Source organism: Parajatrophihabitans canadensis, from assembly GCF_053764775.1.
On the sequence record NZ_CM132445.1, the window covers coordinates 3,661,789 to 3,675,820 of the forward strand.

A 14,032-nucleotide genomic window follows, 5' to 3' on the forward strand; every position below is an offset into this window, starting at 1 on the left:
CTTCAGTGCACACTCATAGCGTGCGCGATCCGGCAGCTTGGCGATAAGGGGCTGGTCAGCGCCGACGGGGCGGCATAACACACGACCCATGCGGACGCGGGTCATGACATCGAGTAGGGACGCCTTGCTAGCACATCGCCGGACCCGGTGGTCCGTTTGCTGCGCCACAGTGGTCATCGCCGTGCTGATTGCTGCGATCAGCGTCGTCCTGAGCGGGCGACCATCGTCAGCCGTAGCCGCCTCAGCGGATCCGAATCTCCTGAGCAATGGCAGCTTCGAGGGCGCCGGAGTAAGCCCGGGACCAACCTCAGGCTGGCAGACGATCAACGCACATTCGGCTGCATATACCGGTGGCGGAGTCGATGGCACCTACTTTGCGGACGTCTTTCCGACCGTCCGCAACGGCTCGATCTACCAAGACGTCCCGGTTTCGGCTCGTGCCGGCCAGTACTTTCAAGCCAGCATCTGGATAAAGTCCGGAACCGCGACATCGGTACCGGTGACCTTCGCCCTGTATGGCAACTTGAATGCCACCGGTCATGCCTTCAAAAGCGCTGCAAGCACCACGACCTGGCAGCAAATCACGCTCCAGTTACCGATCACCGCGACGACCAGTGCGATTCGCTTTCAGGTGATCGGAGGCTTGGTCAGCACGCACCTTTTCATCGACAACGCCGTACTGACGTACCAATTGCTGACGAATGGCGGATTTGAGTCGGCCACCAGAAATGGCGGCGGCACCCCGACGTGGAAGGTGACGAGCGGGCACGCCGGCTCCTTTACCGGCGGTGCCCAGAACGGCACCTACTGGAACGACTTCGTCTCCTCGCCAACCGGCGGATCGATGTATCAGGACGTTCCGGTGACGGCGGGGATCGGTCAGATCTACCAAGCCAGCTTCTGGTACAGATCGGTGCCGTCCGCGGGCGTCGTGACGACGTTCGCCCTGTTCGGCAATCTTGGTGGCACCGGTGCGGCCTCAGCACATGTCGCCCTGACCACAACCTGGCAACAGGTCATCATCTCCATGCCACTGAAGGCGAAAACCACCGGCATCCGCGTCCAGATCTACGGCGGCGTGAACAGCCAGGTCTATCTCGACAACATCGTGCTGTCCCCGGTGAGCCCACCCGCCCAGACGAGTCCCGCACCCATCTCCACGAGCCGTTACGTTCGGGATCTGACCGGGTCGACGGGCGACGCGACCGTCATGCGGGCGCGCGGAGCGACCGACGCCAGCAACAACCCGTCCAACCACTCGTACCTGCAATTGATCGACATCGGCGGTCAGGATCAGGCTCGTGGTGGCGTCCTGCTTTCGGCGACAAGCAAGTTCATCACCTACGCCCAGACCGTCACGGCGATGCAGGCCTACATCGCCGGCTACGCCAGCAGACAGCTACCCGGAGCCCCGGTGCTGATCGCGTTCGGTACGAACAATGACGTCAGCGTGTCGGCGGCAACCGGAGCCGACTGGGCGAACAAGGTCGTCGATCCGCTCGTCGCGTACGCCAAACAGTTCTTGGGAATGACAATCGCCGGTGCGGACGACACCGAGCCCGGCTTCAGCGCCTCCGCCGCAGCGTCGCGGGCCTGGCTCTCCGGCTACCTCGGCGCCACGTCGGCCAAGTTCGTGTTCAATGGCTCGGCAGACGGGTGCTCGTGGACCGCTGTGAACGGCACCTGCAACAACGGTTGGCGTGCCAGCGACATGTACTGGCTCAACTCCGGCGCCGCACCAACGCGAATCATCAGCCTTCCGCAGATCTACAACACCACGATGCCCAAGCAATGGGGATTCATCTCGTTGACCGGGGCGAGCACGACGGGCGTTCGGGTCAACTTCGGCGGCCCGCTCACCGAGTACACCGCCTGCGTCCAGGCACGCAGTTGCTCTAGCCTCGGTGGTAACCAAGCGTGGAACGGCCTGTGGACGGCGATCAATGGCAACCCACGAACCAGCCAAGGCAGCCTGCCTTACTCGACCGACCTGCGCATCAACTGAGCAGTACGGCTAGAGCGGTCAGGGAGCGACCTTCGCGACGAAGATCTGCAGTTGCTCAGTCGTGTAGGTAGCGGGTGGCCTGGTGAGCGTTTCGCTCAACTTGAGCGGATTGACAGCCAGCCCGACAAATACCGGGTCCTGGCCGGGCGCCGACTTGTCGATCAGCGCCGGAGTCGAGCCGATGACCCACAAGGTCTTGCCTTCGGCCTTGAACTCATCGGCGACCGTCTTCAGATCAGCCGCAGACACTGCCCGGTACAACTGACTTGCCTCTACGCCGCAATAGCTACGCATCGTCTGAGGAAAGGTAAGGCGCAATCGATCATCTGGCACGAGCAAAACTGCAGCGTTGGGCCCGATGACATCGCAAGTCCTGTTTACCACGCTGATGAATCCGGCTTGCGACTGAAAGCTCCGCACTGGAATGACTGAACCTAATGGGAATGCGATCAGCGCTGTTACCGCGGCCGCCGGCACCAACCGGAGCCACGCTCGGTTGAGCGTCAGCTTCGGCAACAGAGCCATGCCGGTATCGATCGCCATCGCTGAGGCGAGAACCAGGAACGGCAGCGCAGCGGGAACATAGCGGCGCATCGCCCAGATCTGGGTCGGAGTGATTTGCGGTGTGTAGATGTAAAGCGCTGTGCCGATCCCGGCAACCGTGAGCACGAGCGCGATCGCGGGCTCCGGACGGCGAAACAGCCTGACGATCAGGATCGCGATACCGACGATCGCCAGCGCCAGCCCGATCGCACCGAGGTACCAAGACAACCAGACCATCGATTGTTCGCTGTACGTGCGAGTTGGGTCCAGTGGGAGCCCTTCGGCCTTTTGCGCTGCGGCGATTGTGGCCGCTGCCGGCCCGGCTGCGCGGACCGGATGAGCAGGTCGAAGCGCCCAGGCGCCCAATAGCCCGAAAACCGACACCGCTGCGACTGTGATCCCCAGCCCGGCCCGATGGCTTTGTGCCCATCGTTGCAGGCCCGACAACCGGGGCCAGATGAACAGCACGAGCAGTGCGCCGACTACCGATACGGTGAAACCGACTCGCAGCTGGGAGATCTGGCTGTGAAGCGCAGCGTAATAGCCGGTACTGCGGTATTTGACGTCGATCGTCCCGAGCACCGTCATCGGCACAGCGCCCAATAACACCATCAGGTACATCCGCCACAAGAACCGTTTGTCTTCGCGAGTTCGCACGGCAAGCAAGGCGGCGGCGCCCAGAAGCGGGAGCGGGATCAAGTACACGAGCGCATCGACCCGGCTGAGCATCGTTCCTGCGACTGCGAGACCCGCTAGCAGGGCAATCCCCAGGCGCCGTTTCTCATACGCCATCAGTAATAGCCACAAGCCAGACCACAGCAAGAACTGCGCGCTCGTCTCGGAATAGGTGTCTCTGGCCACCGAGATCTGAGGCAACGAAACGGCCAGGGCGGTGACTGCGGCCAACGCGATCCAAGGTCGGCGCACCAGTCGACACCCGACCGCGTAGATGGCGCACAGCCCCAGCGCTCCGAGTAAGGCGGGCATCAGAAAGAGCAGCCGGTCACCGCCAATGTCCTCGCCCTCGGCGAAAAGCACCGGTGCGAGGTGATTGAACTGGAACTCGAGACGGCCGTTGCCCTCGGGGTACATACCCGCAGAAGCCCAATTGAACTCAGTGCCTTTGGTAACCCAGTCGGTGCCTGCGGGGACCTCGAGGGTCCCGTTGGTCGCGATCCACTTGCCAGCGGCGGCGTAGACACCTGGGTCCCGGTCTATGGAGACGTAGTGCCCGTTGTCCTTGCCGTTCCAGGCCAGGAATGCCAGCGCGACAATGCACATCCCGATCGCTGGTAGGCGCACCGCGTTCGAAGCACGGTGGCCATCGCGCGGCGCCGTTCGGTCGCGTTTCGGCCACGCGAGGGCTGATGCGGCAAGCGTTGCCACGGCGCCGACACTGAACACCAGCGGGGCGCTGTAGTGCCCGAGCACGGCCATCAGTAGCCCGAAGCCGCCGAAGAAGATGACACCCGAAACCGCGACTACGAGCCCTCGCTCGAACCACAGCGGAAGTTGGTCACGGGGGGCGGTCGAAGCCAGCCGACCCGGTTCGGAATCACCGCGGGTCGAATCGCCTTCTGCGGGCGCAGACGAGTCTGGATCGGCCACCGCTGTCGGCTCGGCAACATGATCAAACGTAGACACTAATGAAGTCCTCTGGTGTAGCGGTCGGCCCGCGTCAAAGGGTTCAGCACGCGTACGTCACGACTTTTCATTCTGGCTGACGTTACAGGTTAAACCTTCGTCCAAGATGAGCCGCCTCATTGGATGTAGACGCGTTGGATGTAGACGGCTAGTTACCGCTCGAGGGATTGCCGCTGGAGCGATGGGGCAAGTCCGCGAGATCGGCGGCGACCATCCGTTCGACCAATTCGACGAACGTAACCGTGGGCGCCCAGCCCAACACCGATCGAGCCTTCGCCGAATCGCCGACCTGCTCGGTGGCATCTACCGGACGGACGAATTCGGGATCTGTTCGGACCAGGTCCTGCCACGCTTCAACGCCAGCCGCGGCGAAAGCCGCCGCCACGAATTCGCCTACCGAATGAGATTCCCCGGTGGCGATGACGAAATCCTCTGCCTCGGGGTGCCGCGCAGTACGGATCATGGCCGCGACGTAGTCAGGTGCCCAGCCCCAGTCCCGGCGTACCTCGAGGTTGCCGAGGACGAGTTCGCGTTCCAACCCGGCAGAGATTCGGGCGGCCGCCCGGGTGATCTTGCGGGTAACGAACTGCGGGGGCCGGCGCGGTGACTCGTGGTTGTAAAGCACGCAGGCACTTGCCCCGAGGCCGCGGCCTCGGTAGACGCCTACGAGATGGTGACCGTAAGCCTTTGCTGCGCCGTACGGCGACGTCGGCCGCAGCGGCGTCAGCTCATTTTGCGGTGAAACCTGTGCATTTCCAAAGATTTCTGCGCTCGAGGCTTGCACAAAGCGCACCGGCCGACCGGTCTTCTCCTGCGACTGCCAGGCCGCTTCAAGCAAGACGGCGACCGCCAGGCCGGTGATTTGCCCGGTGACAACCGGTTGTTCCCAGGAGAAAGCGACGGAGCTCACGCCAGCCAGGTGGTAGATCTCGTCAGGGGCGATCTCTTCGATCAGTGCCGTGCAGCCAGGGGCGTCGGAAAGGTCGGCCGTGTGCAAGGTGACCGGGAGATTCCGGTCACGAAACTCCTGCGCGGTGAGGTCTTGTTCGTGCACGAGTCCGTGCACGGCACAGCCTTCGGCGACGAGCTGTTCGACGAGGTATCCGCCGTCCTGGCCCGTCACGCCCGTGACGAAAGCGGTGGTCAAGGCGACTACAGGCCAGCGAGCAGACGTTGCTCGGTCAGGTCCGAATCGACCATCATCTCGACGAGTTGTTCGAAGCCCACCCGGGGTTGCCAACCGAGCTTCTCGCGGGCCTTGCTCGGATCACCGATGAGCAGGTCGACCTCGGCGGGACGGAAGAACTTCGGATCTTGAAAAACGTGCTTCTCCCAGTCGTCGATGCCGACGCGGGCGAACGCGATGTCCAGTAACTCTCGGATCGAATGGGTCTGCCCCGTAGCGACGACGTAATCATCGGCTTCGTCCTGTTGCAGCATCCGCCACATCGCGTCGACATAATCGCCGGCAAAGCCCCAGTCACGTTTGGCGTCGAGATTGCCCAGGGAGAGCTGGTCCTGGAGCCCAAGTGAGATTCTGGCGACGGCGCGGGTGACCTTGCGAGTCACGAATTCTGGTCCGCGCCTTGGCGATTCGTGATTGAACAACACGCCGGAGGAGGCGTGCATGCCGTAGGACTCGCGGTAGTTGATGGTCATGTAATGGCCGAACACCTTTGCCACGCCATACGGTGAACGGGGCCACAGCAGGGTGTGCTCGTTCTGGGGAACCTGCTGCACCTTGCCGAACATCTCTGAGCTCGACGCCTGGTAGAACCGCACCTTGCTCAGATCTGCACCGGCGTACAGGCGCGCCGCCTCCAAGATGTTCAAAACGCCAAGGCCGGTGACCTCGGAGCTGACCCGAGCGTTCTCCCACGAGTACGCGACGAACGAGATTGCACCGAGGTTGTAGATCTCGTCGGGCTGGGACGACTGCAGGGCGCGCATCAAACTCGACAGATCTGTCAGGTCGCCCGTCAGTAGTTGAACGCCTGGCACGGTCGTCTCGACGAGTTCGCGCTTCGGGTTGTTCTGACCGCGGATCAGGCCGAAGACTTCGTAATTCTTCGACAGCAACAGCTCGGCCAGGTAAAGGCCATCTTGGCCAGTTATCCCAGTGATGAGCGCGCGTGGCATCAGTACCTCGTCAATTCATGTCAATGCAGTGTTAATGCAGTCGGCCGGTGTACATCAGGCACCGTACTAGCAATCGTTTATGCCGCGTGGCATCTCGACACGGCCAGTTACAGCCCGCAGCGGCCCTATTATGTCCCAGTGACCGCTCCGTACTTAGTCTCTCATGCCCAAAACGGCGAGGACGTCGTCCTCTGGAGGGCACTGCACCAGGTGTCCGGGGGCCGATATGTGGAGATCGGTGCGAACTCACCCTCCCACTACTCGATCTCAAAAGCCTTCTACGACGCTGGCTGGAGCGGGATCACGATCGAACCAGTGCCGGCCTTTGCGGAGGAACATCGCAAGGAGCGGCCACGCGACACGATGGTCGAAGCCGCCATCACCGCGGAGCCCGTCGATTCCATCACGCTCTATGACATACCGGACACTGGCTTGTCGACGGCGGTCGCCGACATCAGCGAACGACACCGCGAAGCGGGCTGGCAGCCGCATGAGATCAAGGTCGCAGCCCGGGCCCTTCGGGACGTGCTCGCCGAACACCTCAGCCCCGGCGACCCGATTCACTTCATGACGATCGATACCGAGGGTTCCGAACGAGCGGTGCTGGAGTCCATGGACTTCACGACCTGGCGCCCGTGGGTTCTGGTCATCGAAGCCACTGCTCCGCTCACCAATGAGTCCACGCACGGCGCGTGGGAGGATCTCGTCGTGGGCGCTGGCTATCAGTTGAGCCTCTTCGACGGGCTCTCCCGCTACTACGTAGCAACCGAACGGGCCGATCAGATCGGACAGATGCTGAGTTACCCGGCCTGTGTGCTCGACAACTACACCCGCGTGCCGACCGCCCAGGAGACCGCCGATCATGAGGAACTGACCGGTCTGCGCGAGCGCGTCGGCAGTCTCGACCAGGAGTTGCACGGCGCCGCACGCGAGGTGGTTCGGTGGCGCGCTCTGGCAATCGAGGGAATGGCGAATGTCTCCTCGGGCCGGCCGGTTTCACCTGATGCTCAACAGGAACTCGAGGCGATGCGCCGAACAATTTCATGGCGCATCACCGCGCCCATCCGGCGCGTACGGCCGCGATTGGACCGCCAGGTTGCCTTTGCCCTCCGAGTCAGGGCTCGGGCGAGGTCAGGACGATGAATCGAACGCAGGAGAGCCCAACTGGCTCCTCGGCGCTCGCTCAGCGATTACGTAGTGCAGCCGAGGTCCTTCTCAGCGAAGTGCCGGACCCAGTCGCGAACGCCGCCGAAGACGCCTCCCTGAACCTGGGTCTGCTGGCGAGTTCGATCCACGACGATCCAGCGCCCGATCGGTTGTGGCTGCTGCTGACCGCGGTATCAGGGACCTTCCCGACTCCGGAAGAGTTCGCCAGGGCCCGTCGCGAGCTGGAACTGCGCGATCCGCTGGAAATCGCTGTCTGGCTGCTGAGCGTGCCCTACCGCGTCGGGGAAACGACAGGCACCGCAGCACACGGCATCAACATCGTCCGCGACCGAGTGCTCGTCGACGTACAGTTCACGGCCCGAAACGACCTTCATACCGGTATTCAGCGGGTCGTACGGCAGCTCGTCCCTCGGTGGCAGTCCAAACCGCAATTCATGCCCGTCGCGTGGACCCCAACCTTCGGTGCGTACCAACATCTGACCCAGGCCGAGCTCGCGAGGGTCTCCAACTGGGAGTCCCTGGTCGATATCGATATCCCAACCGAGACCACGGAGACGGATTTGGTCGTGCCGTGGCGCAGCGTGGTCGTCCTGCCCGAGGTGCCTCCGCCAGCGGCGAACCGCAGGCTGGCCGCTCTTGCCGAGTTTTCCGGAAGCCAACTCACGGTCATCGGGTACGACTGCATTCCCGTGGTCAGCGCCGATCTCATGCCCGATGGTGAATCGGAGCGGTTCGTGCACTACCTGGCGACCATCAAGCACGCCGCGAGGATCGCCGCGATCAGCGAATCCTCGGCGGCGGAATTCCGTGGATTCGCAAGCATGCTCGCGACTCAAGGTCTCGCGGCCCCGGTCGTCAGCGCCTGCGAGTTGCCGGTAGAAATCGCCGGCCCTGCGGAGTCACTCCTTACCTCGACGGCCGAACCGGCATCGGCATCGGCGGCCGAGTCACCCACGGTCCTATCGGTGGGGACCTTCGAGCCGCGAAAGAATCAACTGGGCCTCTTGTACGCCGCCGAAGTCCTCTGGCGTGAAGGTCGAGACTTTCAACTCGTTCTGATCGGCGGCAGCGGATGGGGACGGGAATTCCCAGACAAAGTAAAGCGATTACGTGCACGAGGCCGACCGATCACGGTTCGGTCCCGGGTTACCGATGCTCAACTGCAGGCCGAATACCAGCGCGCACACTTCACAGTCTTCGCCTCGCTGCACGAGGGCTACGGACTACCGGTCGCTGAATCACTCGCCGCCAGGACTCCAGTCGTCGCGACCGAATACGGCAGCACAGGTCGGATTGGTCGCGACGGTGGAGCATTGCTCATCGACCCTCGCGACGACCAGCAACTTGTCGATGCGATGCGCACCTTGTTGACCGACGAGGCTGTTCGCTCGAACCTGATTGCTGAGATTGATATGCGACCCAAACGCAGCTGGGCCGATTACGCTCAAGAACTGTGGCAGCTCCTGGCAGACGATGCACTCCTGACGGAGGAGCCAGCAGACAATGCAGTAGGCGATGCGGCCGACGGGCCTGGTTTGGTGCCGACGTCAGCAAATGCGAGGAAGAGTAGTTCATGAACAAGCCCGCACGAAGTCCTTCTCTCGGCTGGCTGGCGCGAAATATTGACTACCGGGGAAACCGCCGCCGGGACGCGCTCCGTGCGCGGATCGGCACCATACTCGCCGCGCTCGGGGCGCCGCGGGAGGTCGCTGAGTCGCTGGACTCCAAGACCTTGCTCGCTGCGCTCGCGAGCCGGCTCGAAGCGAGTGACGCATCCGAACACTGGCTGGCGCTTTCGGTGATCTCGGGCCGGAATGTCTTGCAACGCGAGGTCCTCAACGCAACTCGGACGACGATGCTCGACGGTGCCCTGGAGACGCTGAGTCCGTTGTTGGTCGCACCGCGATTGGAGCTATTGCGAGGTGATCAGCGGTGGCCGACCGTAGAGGTGGTATCCAACGCGGTTCTGGTCGACCTCCAGCACACATCTCAGACGACTTTCGCCACCGGCATCCAGCGGGTCGCACGTGAGACCGCGCGCCGCTGGGCCGAAAATCACGACGTTGTGCTCGTGGGCTGGTCGAACCGATACGACCACTTACGCCGGCTCAGCGCCGATGAGCAACAGCGGGCGCTCTTCGGCCGCCGGACATCGACCAATGACCATCGACCCGAATCGACGGTGCTGATCCCTTGGAAGAGCACGCTGTTGATTCCAGAACTCGGTGCTGAGCCGCCCAGGACAAGGTCAGTCGGAAGTATCGCCGAGTTCTCGCGCGGCACCGTCTCAGCGATCGGCTTTGACTGCGTTCCGATTACCTCGGCCGAAACCGTAGCTGCTGGTATGGGCGGCGCATTCTCACTCAACCTTGCCGCGATGGCCAAGTCCGCTCGAATCGCCACCATCTCCCATGGCGCCGCAGTGGAGTACGTGGGCTGGCGAGACATGCTCCAAGCCGCCGGTATCGCTGGGCCGGATATCACCCCTGTCGTCCTGCCCGTCGAGGCGCCGGAACCATCCGAGGCGGCAATTGCCGAGGCGCGCGAGCGATTCCACATCGCAACTCATCACCTTGTGCTCGTTGTCGGGAGTCACGAACCGCGCAAGAATCACCTGGCCGTGCTGCATGCCGCCGAGTTGCTCTGGCGGGAAGGGCACTCTTTCAACCTGGTCTTCGTCGGGGGTAATTCCTGGAACGGCGAACTGTTCGTCCGACGACTCAACGAACTCCGCCAGGGTGGTCGGCCGGTGGAGTCGGTTGCCGGGCTCACCGACGATCTCCTGTGGGCGGCATACCGGATCGCCCACTTCACAGTATTTCCCTCGCTTAATGAGGGATTTGGCCTGCCCGTCGCGGAATCACTTGCCAGTGGCACTCCGGCTGTCACGTCTGGATTTGGGAGCATGGCCGAAATCGCAAAGGACGGCGGGACACTACTGGTCGATCCTCGAGACGATCACGAACTTGCCGACGCGATGCGTCGGCTGCTGACCGATTCCGAACTGCGAGATCAACTTGCCGCCGATGCCGCCGCCAGGCCCCGCCGCAGCTGGGACGATTACGCGGCCGAGGTGTGGGACTGCCTGGTTCCAGTTGACCACCAGACAGTCAGCCAAGACGAAGCCGAGGTCCACGCGTGAGCGCCATCGTCGACGAACGCACCGCCCGTTTGGCGTCCGAGCCGATGGTCGCGGCGGGGCCAACGCGGGGGTTCGTCCGCGGAACGTTCTTCTCGATAAAAGACATCTGGGCTCATCGTGAGCTGCTGGGCATGCTCGTTCGGCGGGAGTTGAAGGCTCGCTACAAGGACAGCACCCTCGGGTTCTTCTGGAGCCTGCTACGTCCCCTCGCCCTGCTTGCGGTCTACTACGTGGCGATTGGCAAGTTCCTCGGCGCACAGCGCAACACGCCAGACTTTGCCGTCTTCATCTACGCCGGGCTCACCGCATGGAACCTCTTCGCAGAGGTCGTAGGCCTCGGAACCAACTCGATCATCGCCAACGCAGGCCTGGTGAAGAAGGTGTATTTGCCGCGCGAAGTGTTCCCGCTCAGCGTGGTGGGCTCTGCCCTGTTCAACTTTGGGATTCAGTTGGTAATCCTGATTGGCGCGACCTTCCTGGTGGGCAAGCCACCGACCGGTGATCGGCTGTTGTTCGCGGTACTTTCTGTCGCCGTCATCCTCGTGTGGAGTACTGCGCTCGCATTTCTGCTTTCAGCAGTAAACGTCTACCTCCGCGACGTTGCATACCTGGTCGAGATCGTCCTCATGTTCATGTTCTGGTCGGTTCCCGTTGTCTATACGTGGCAGGCCGTATCCCAACACGTCACCGGCACGCTCGAAACCATTTATCTGGCGAACCCGATGGCGCTCGCCGTGTTCGGCTTCCAACGTGCATTTTGGGTCCGGGGCGATGCACAGAAGGTGCCGCCGCACATTGGTCAGGACCTGGTCATTTCGCTGTTGATCGGGTTGGTGTTCCTGTGGATCGCACAACGCGTCTTCGCCCGGCTCCAGAGCAACTTTGCGCAGGAGCTGTGATGAACGACGCGACGACCGTTGTCAGGATCGAGAACGTCTCCAAGCGATTCGTCATCCGCAAGGAGAAATCGCTCAAAGAGCGTTTGGTCAACTTCGGCCGCTCGAACCTGCACAAGGACGACTTCTGGGCGCTGCGCGACATCAATATCGAGATCGACTCCGGCTCGACGATAGGCCTCATCGGGCCCAACGGTTCGGGCAAGAGCACGTTGTTGAAGTTGATCGGCGGCATCGTTCAGCCCACAGCCGGCAGTGTGACGCGTCGCGGCCGCCTCGCTGCGCTGCTCGAACTCGGGACAGGCTTCCACCCGGACCTGACCGGACGCGAGAACGTATTTCTTAACGCGTCGATTCTTGGTCTCACGCGCAAACAAACCGAAAAATACTTCGATGCGATCGTGGACTTCTCCGGTATCGAACAGTTCATCGACACCCAGGTCAAGTTCTACTCCTCCGGTATGTACGTGCGGTTGGCCTTCGCCGTCGCAGTGCATGTCGATCCGGACCTCCTCCTCGTCGACGAGGTCCTAGCGGTCGGCGATGAGCCCTTCCAGCGCAAGTGCATGGACCGCATCCGCAGCTTTCAGAGCGAAGGCCGCACCATCATTCTGGTGAGCCATGCCCTTGACCAGGTCGCTGAGGTCTGCGACCGGGCGGTCGTACTAGAGCACGGAATCGTGGTTGCCGACGGCGAGCCACGCGACGCCCTACGCCATCTTCGGGCTGACTTCGAGGAGGTGCGTAACGCTGAGCGGGCGCGCGAGAGGGTCTCCGGCGAGCGGACTGCCACCACGAGTGCACGAATCGCCGCTGTGCGAGTGACCGACGCCGACGGTAGGAGTCGTGCAGTCCTCAACTCGGGTTCAACGGTCTGCGTCGAAATCGATGTCGAAGCAGACACGTCGCTGGCAAATGGCATTGTCGGCTTCAGCCTGGAAAACTCCTCAGGCCAGGGCGTCTACGGCACCAATTCGAAGCTGTTGGGGATTGCGCTGCCGACCTTTCAAGGCCTTCAGACCTTCACCTTCCGCGTCAATGACTTCTTCCTCGGAGAGGGGCAGATAAGCGTTATCGCCGCCGTCGCCGAGGGTTCAGGGGTCGAGATCGATCGTAAGGTCGACGCCGCAACCTTCAGCGTGCAAACGGACGGCACGACACTTGGGATTGTGTACGCCAAGTCCGAACTGACGGTCGGTTAGCGCTCCGGACGACTGCGCTACCGTTTCAGCCTCAGGAAGTCCGCTTACTCATCAAGCGGCCGAGGCGCTGCCTGGCCCGGCTATTGCTCCCCCGAGCAGCCTGCTCTGCGAGAGCCCTGTTTTCAGCCTCGAGCTGCTCGATCCTCGAATCGAGCTGTGCGATGTGCCGATGGGCATGCTGGCTGTCGTTCTCCGCTGCGTCCGCCCGGGCAAGGGCGGTCTCGAGTTCGTATTCAACCTCGCCGAAAAGGCTGTCTTTGTAGCGGGCATGGCTGACATTCACTACAAAATCGGCATCGCGTGGATCGAAGGAGACAGCGATAAGGCCGTCGCCCGAATAGGATTCCCCGACGGTGTGCTCGGCGATCACGTGTGCACCCGCATCGATCAGCAACTCCAGCGCGCGTTGGTGCGTAATTGCCTGACCGGAGATCACCTGGTGATGCGTCGAGACGACCATGAACCGCACCGCACCGGCTGCAAACTCTGGCTTGGCGCGTTCTAGCAAGATGCTTTCTGCGCCCTGGACATCTACGAGAACCACATCGGCTCGGCTCACTCCGGCGGCAGCCATCAATGTCTGCAGGTCATACATCGGAACCGGGTAGCTGAGGCCATCGCTCTCAGCCACGAATTCCAGCTCTTCTCCGGGTCGATCACCAATCGCACCGCTGAAGAACGTGATGCGGTCCGCGAGGTCGTTAGCCTCAGCGTGTCTCTTCCCCACCGCGAGGTAGGCCGGATCAGGCTCCATCGCGACCGCGCGGGCCTGCTCGATCGCCGCGCAGAACCACATGCTGTAGTAGCTCCAGAAGCTGCCGAATTCCAACACCGACACCGGTGCGCTCGGATCGGTGTCGGCTCGATCGGCGAGCTCGCCCTTGAGCCGTCGAATGATCGCGTCGATGACGACCTCTTCTTGAGGCTCGTGGTGGCCCCGCAGGCGGCGAATGATCGCTGTCATCATCGGCCCGTAGTAGCTGCCTTCTTCGATGACCAATCCGTTGTGCATACGCTGCATTCGCGCACCGTCGACCTCGAACACCTCACCGGCGCCAGCAACCTTCGGCAACTCATCGGCGTCCGAACAGGAAGCCGTCATGAGTACCCGCCGCACCGCACCGTCGTCGAGCCCGACGAGGTCGTCGTCGGGGAATGAGTTCACAGCGAGATCCTCTCGATGGGGCGGTGGGCAGTCCACAGTCTAGAGGATTCACCGCCTTGGCAACGTCGACCGTCGGCGTCCAGTAGCGTCTGCTGGGCTACCAAACGCGGTTCGGACGAACCGCGCAAT

General features: G+C 62.4%; 10 protein-coding genes. 6 read left to right on the top strand and 4 right to left on the bottom strand.

Going from position 1 to position 14,032, the window contains the following annotated elements; all coding sequences use genetic code 11:
* Positions 1–103: 103 nt before the first annotated feature.
* Complete coding sequence (locus ACSMXN_RS17655; RefSeq protein ID WP_196811256.1) at positions 104–2,005, top strand: carbohydrate binding domain-containing protein; 1,902 nt, start codon at positions 104–106, stop codon at positions 2,003–2,005.
* An 18-nt stretch (positions 2,006–2,023) separates the two neighbouring features.
* Here ACSMXN_RS17655 and ACSMXN_RS17660 read toward each other — a convergent pair whose 3' ends face one another.
* The 3 genes from ACSMXN_RS17660 to ACSMXN_RS17670 all read right to left on the bottom strand — a co-directional run bounded on the left by ACSMXN_RS17660 (position 2,024) and on the right by ACSMXN_RS17670 (position 6,331).
* Entirely contained in the window at positions 2,024–4,192 is a 2,169-nt protein-coding gene (locus ACSMXN_RS17660; RefSeq protein WP_022913127.1) for a glycosyltransferase family 39 protein, read from the bottom strand.
* 148 nt (positions 4,193–4,340) lie between these two features.
* On the bottom strand, positions 4,341–5,315 hold the full coding sequence (locus ACSMXN_RS17665; protein ID WP_455407610.1) for a GDP-mannose 4,6-dehydratase: 975 nt from the start codon (positions 5,313–5,315) through the stop codon (positions 4,341–4,343).
* A gap of 29 nt (positions 5,316–5,344) precedes the next feature.
* A complete protein-coding gene (locus ACSMXN_RS17670) occupies positions 5,345–6,331 on the bottom strand; it encodes a GDP-mannose 4,6-dehydratase (RefSeq protein WP_022913129.1) in 987 nt (328 codons plus the stop codon).
* 138 nt (positions 6,332–6,469) lie between these two features.
* On the opposite strand from ACSMXN_RS17670, the gene ACSMXN_RS17675 reads away from it, so the two are divergent.
* The 5 genes from ACSMXN_RS17675 to ACSMXN_RS17695 are packed head-to-tail and all read left to right on the top strand — an operon-like array spanning position 6,470 to position 12,738.
* On the top strand, positions 6,470–7,474 hold the full coding sequence (locus ACSMXN_RS17675; RefSeq protein ID WP_022913130.1) for an FkbM family methyltransferase: 1,005 nt from the start codon (positions 6,470–6,472) through the stop codon (positions 7,472–7,474).
* Entirely contained in the window at positions 7,471–9,075 is a 1,605-nt protein-coding gene (locus ACSMXN_RS17680; protein WP_022913131.1) for a glycosyltransferase, read from the top strand. Before ACSMXN_RS17675 ends, ACSMXN_RS17680 begins: the two co-directional genes overlap by 4 nt.
* On the top strand, positions 9,072–10,640 hold the full coding sequence (locus tag ACSMXN_RS17685) for a glycosyltransferase family 4 protein (RefSeq protein ID WP_022913132.1): 1,569 nt from the start codon (positions 9,072–9,074) through the stop codon (positions 10,638–10,640). Before ACSMXN_RS17680 ends, ACSMXN_RS17685 begins: the two co-directional genes overlap by 4 nt.
* On the top strand, positions 10,637–11,539 hold the full coding sequence (locus ACSMXN_RS17690; protein ID WP_022913133.1) for an ABC transporter permease: 903 nt from the start codon (positions 10,637–10,639) through the stop codon (positions 11,537–11,539). Before ACSMXN_RS17685 ends, ACSMXN_RS17690 begins: the two co-directional genes overlap by 4 nt.
* Positions 11,539–12,738: an ABC transporter ATP-binding protein gene (locus ACSMXN_RS17695; protein WP_022913134.1), complete on the top strand. Its 1,200-nt coding sequence runs from the start codon at positions 11,539–11,541 to the stop codon at positions 12,736–12,738. The genes ACSMXN_RS17690 and ACSMXN_RS17695 overlap by 1 nt, the downstream gene beginning before the upstream one ends.
* Before the next feature lie 31 nt (positions 12,739–12,769).
* Here the strand turns inward: ACSMXN_RS17695 and ACSMXN_RS17700 are convergent, their stop codons facing one another.
* Positions 12,770–13,903 (bottom strand): FkbM family methyltransferase, encoded by a 1,134-nt coding sequence (locus tag ACSMXN_RS17700; RefSeq protein WP_022913135.1) that lies wholly within the window; start codon positions 13,901–13,903, stop codon positions 12,770–12,772.
* Between the last annotated feature and the right edge of the window lie 129 nt (positions 13,904–14,032).

Bases quoted from the DNA above. Each gene is read 5' to 3' on its own strand.
- ACSMXN_RS17685 (WP_022913132.1), top strand. From the start codon at position 9,072: ATGAACAAGCCCGCACGAAGTCCTTCTCTCGGCTGGCTGGCGCGAAAT.
- ACSMXN_RS17695 (WP_022913134.1), top strand. From the start codon at position 11,539: ATGAACGACGCGACGACCGTTGTCAGGATCGAGAACGTCTCCAAGCGA.
- ACSMXN_RS17680 (WP_022913131.1), top strand. From the start codon at position 7,471: ATGAATCGAACGCAGGAGAGCCCAACTGGCTCCTCGGCGCTCGCTCAG.
- ACSMXN_RS17670 (WP_022913129.1), bottom strand. From the start codon at position 6,331: ATGCCACGCGCGCTCATCACTGGGATAACTGGCCAAGATGGCCTTTAC.
- ACSMXN_RS17655 (WP_196811256.1), top strand. From the start codon at position 104: ATGACATCGAGTAGGGACGCCTTGCTAGCACATCGCCGGACCCGGTGG.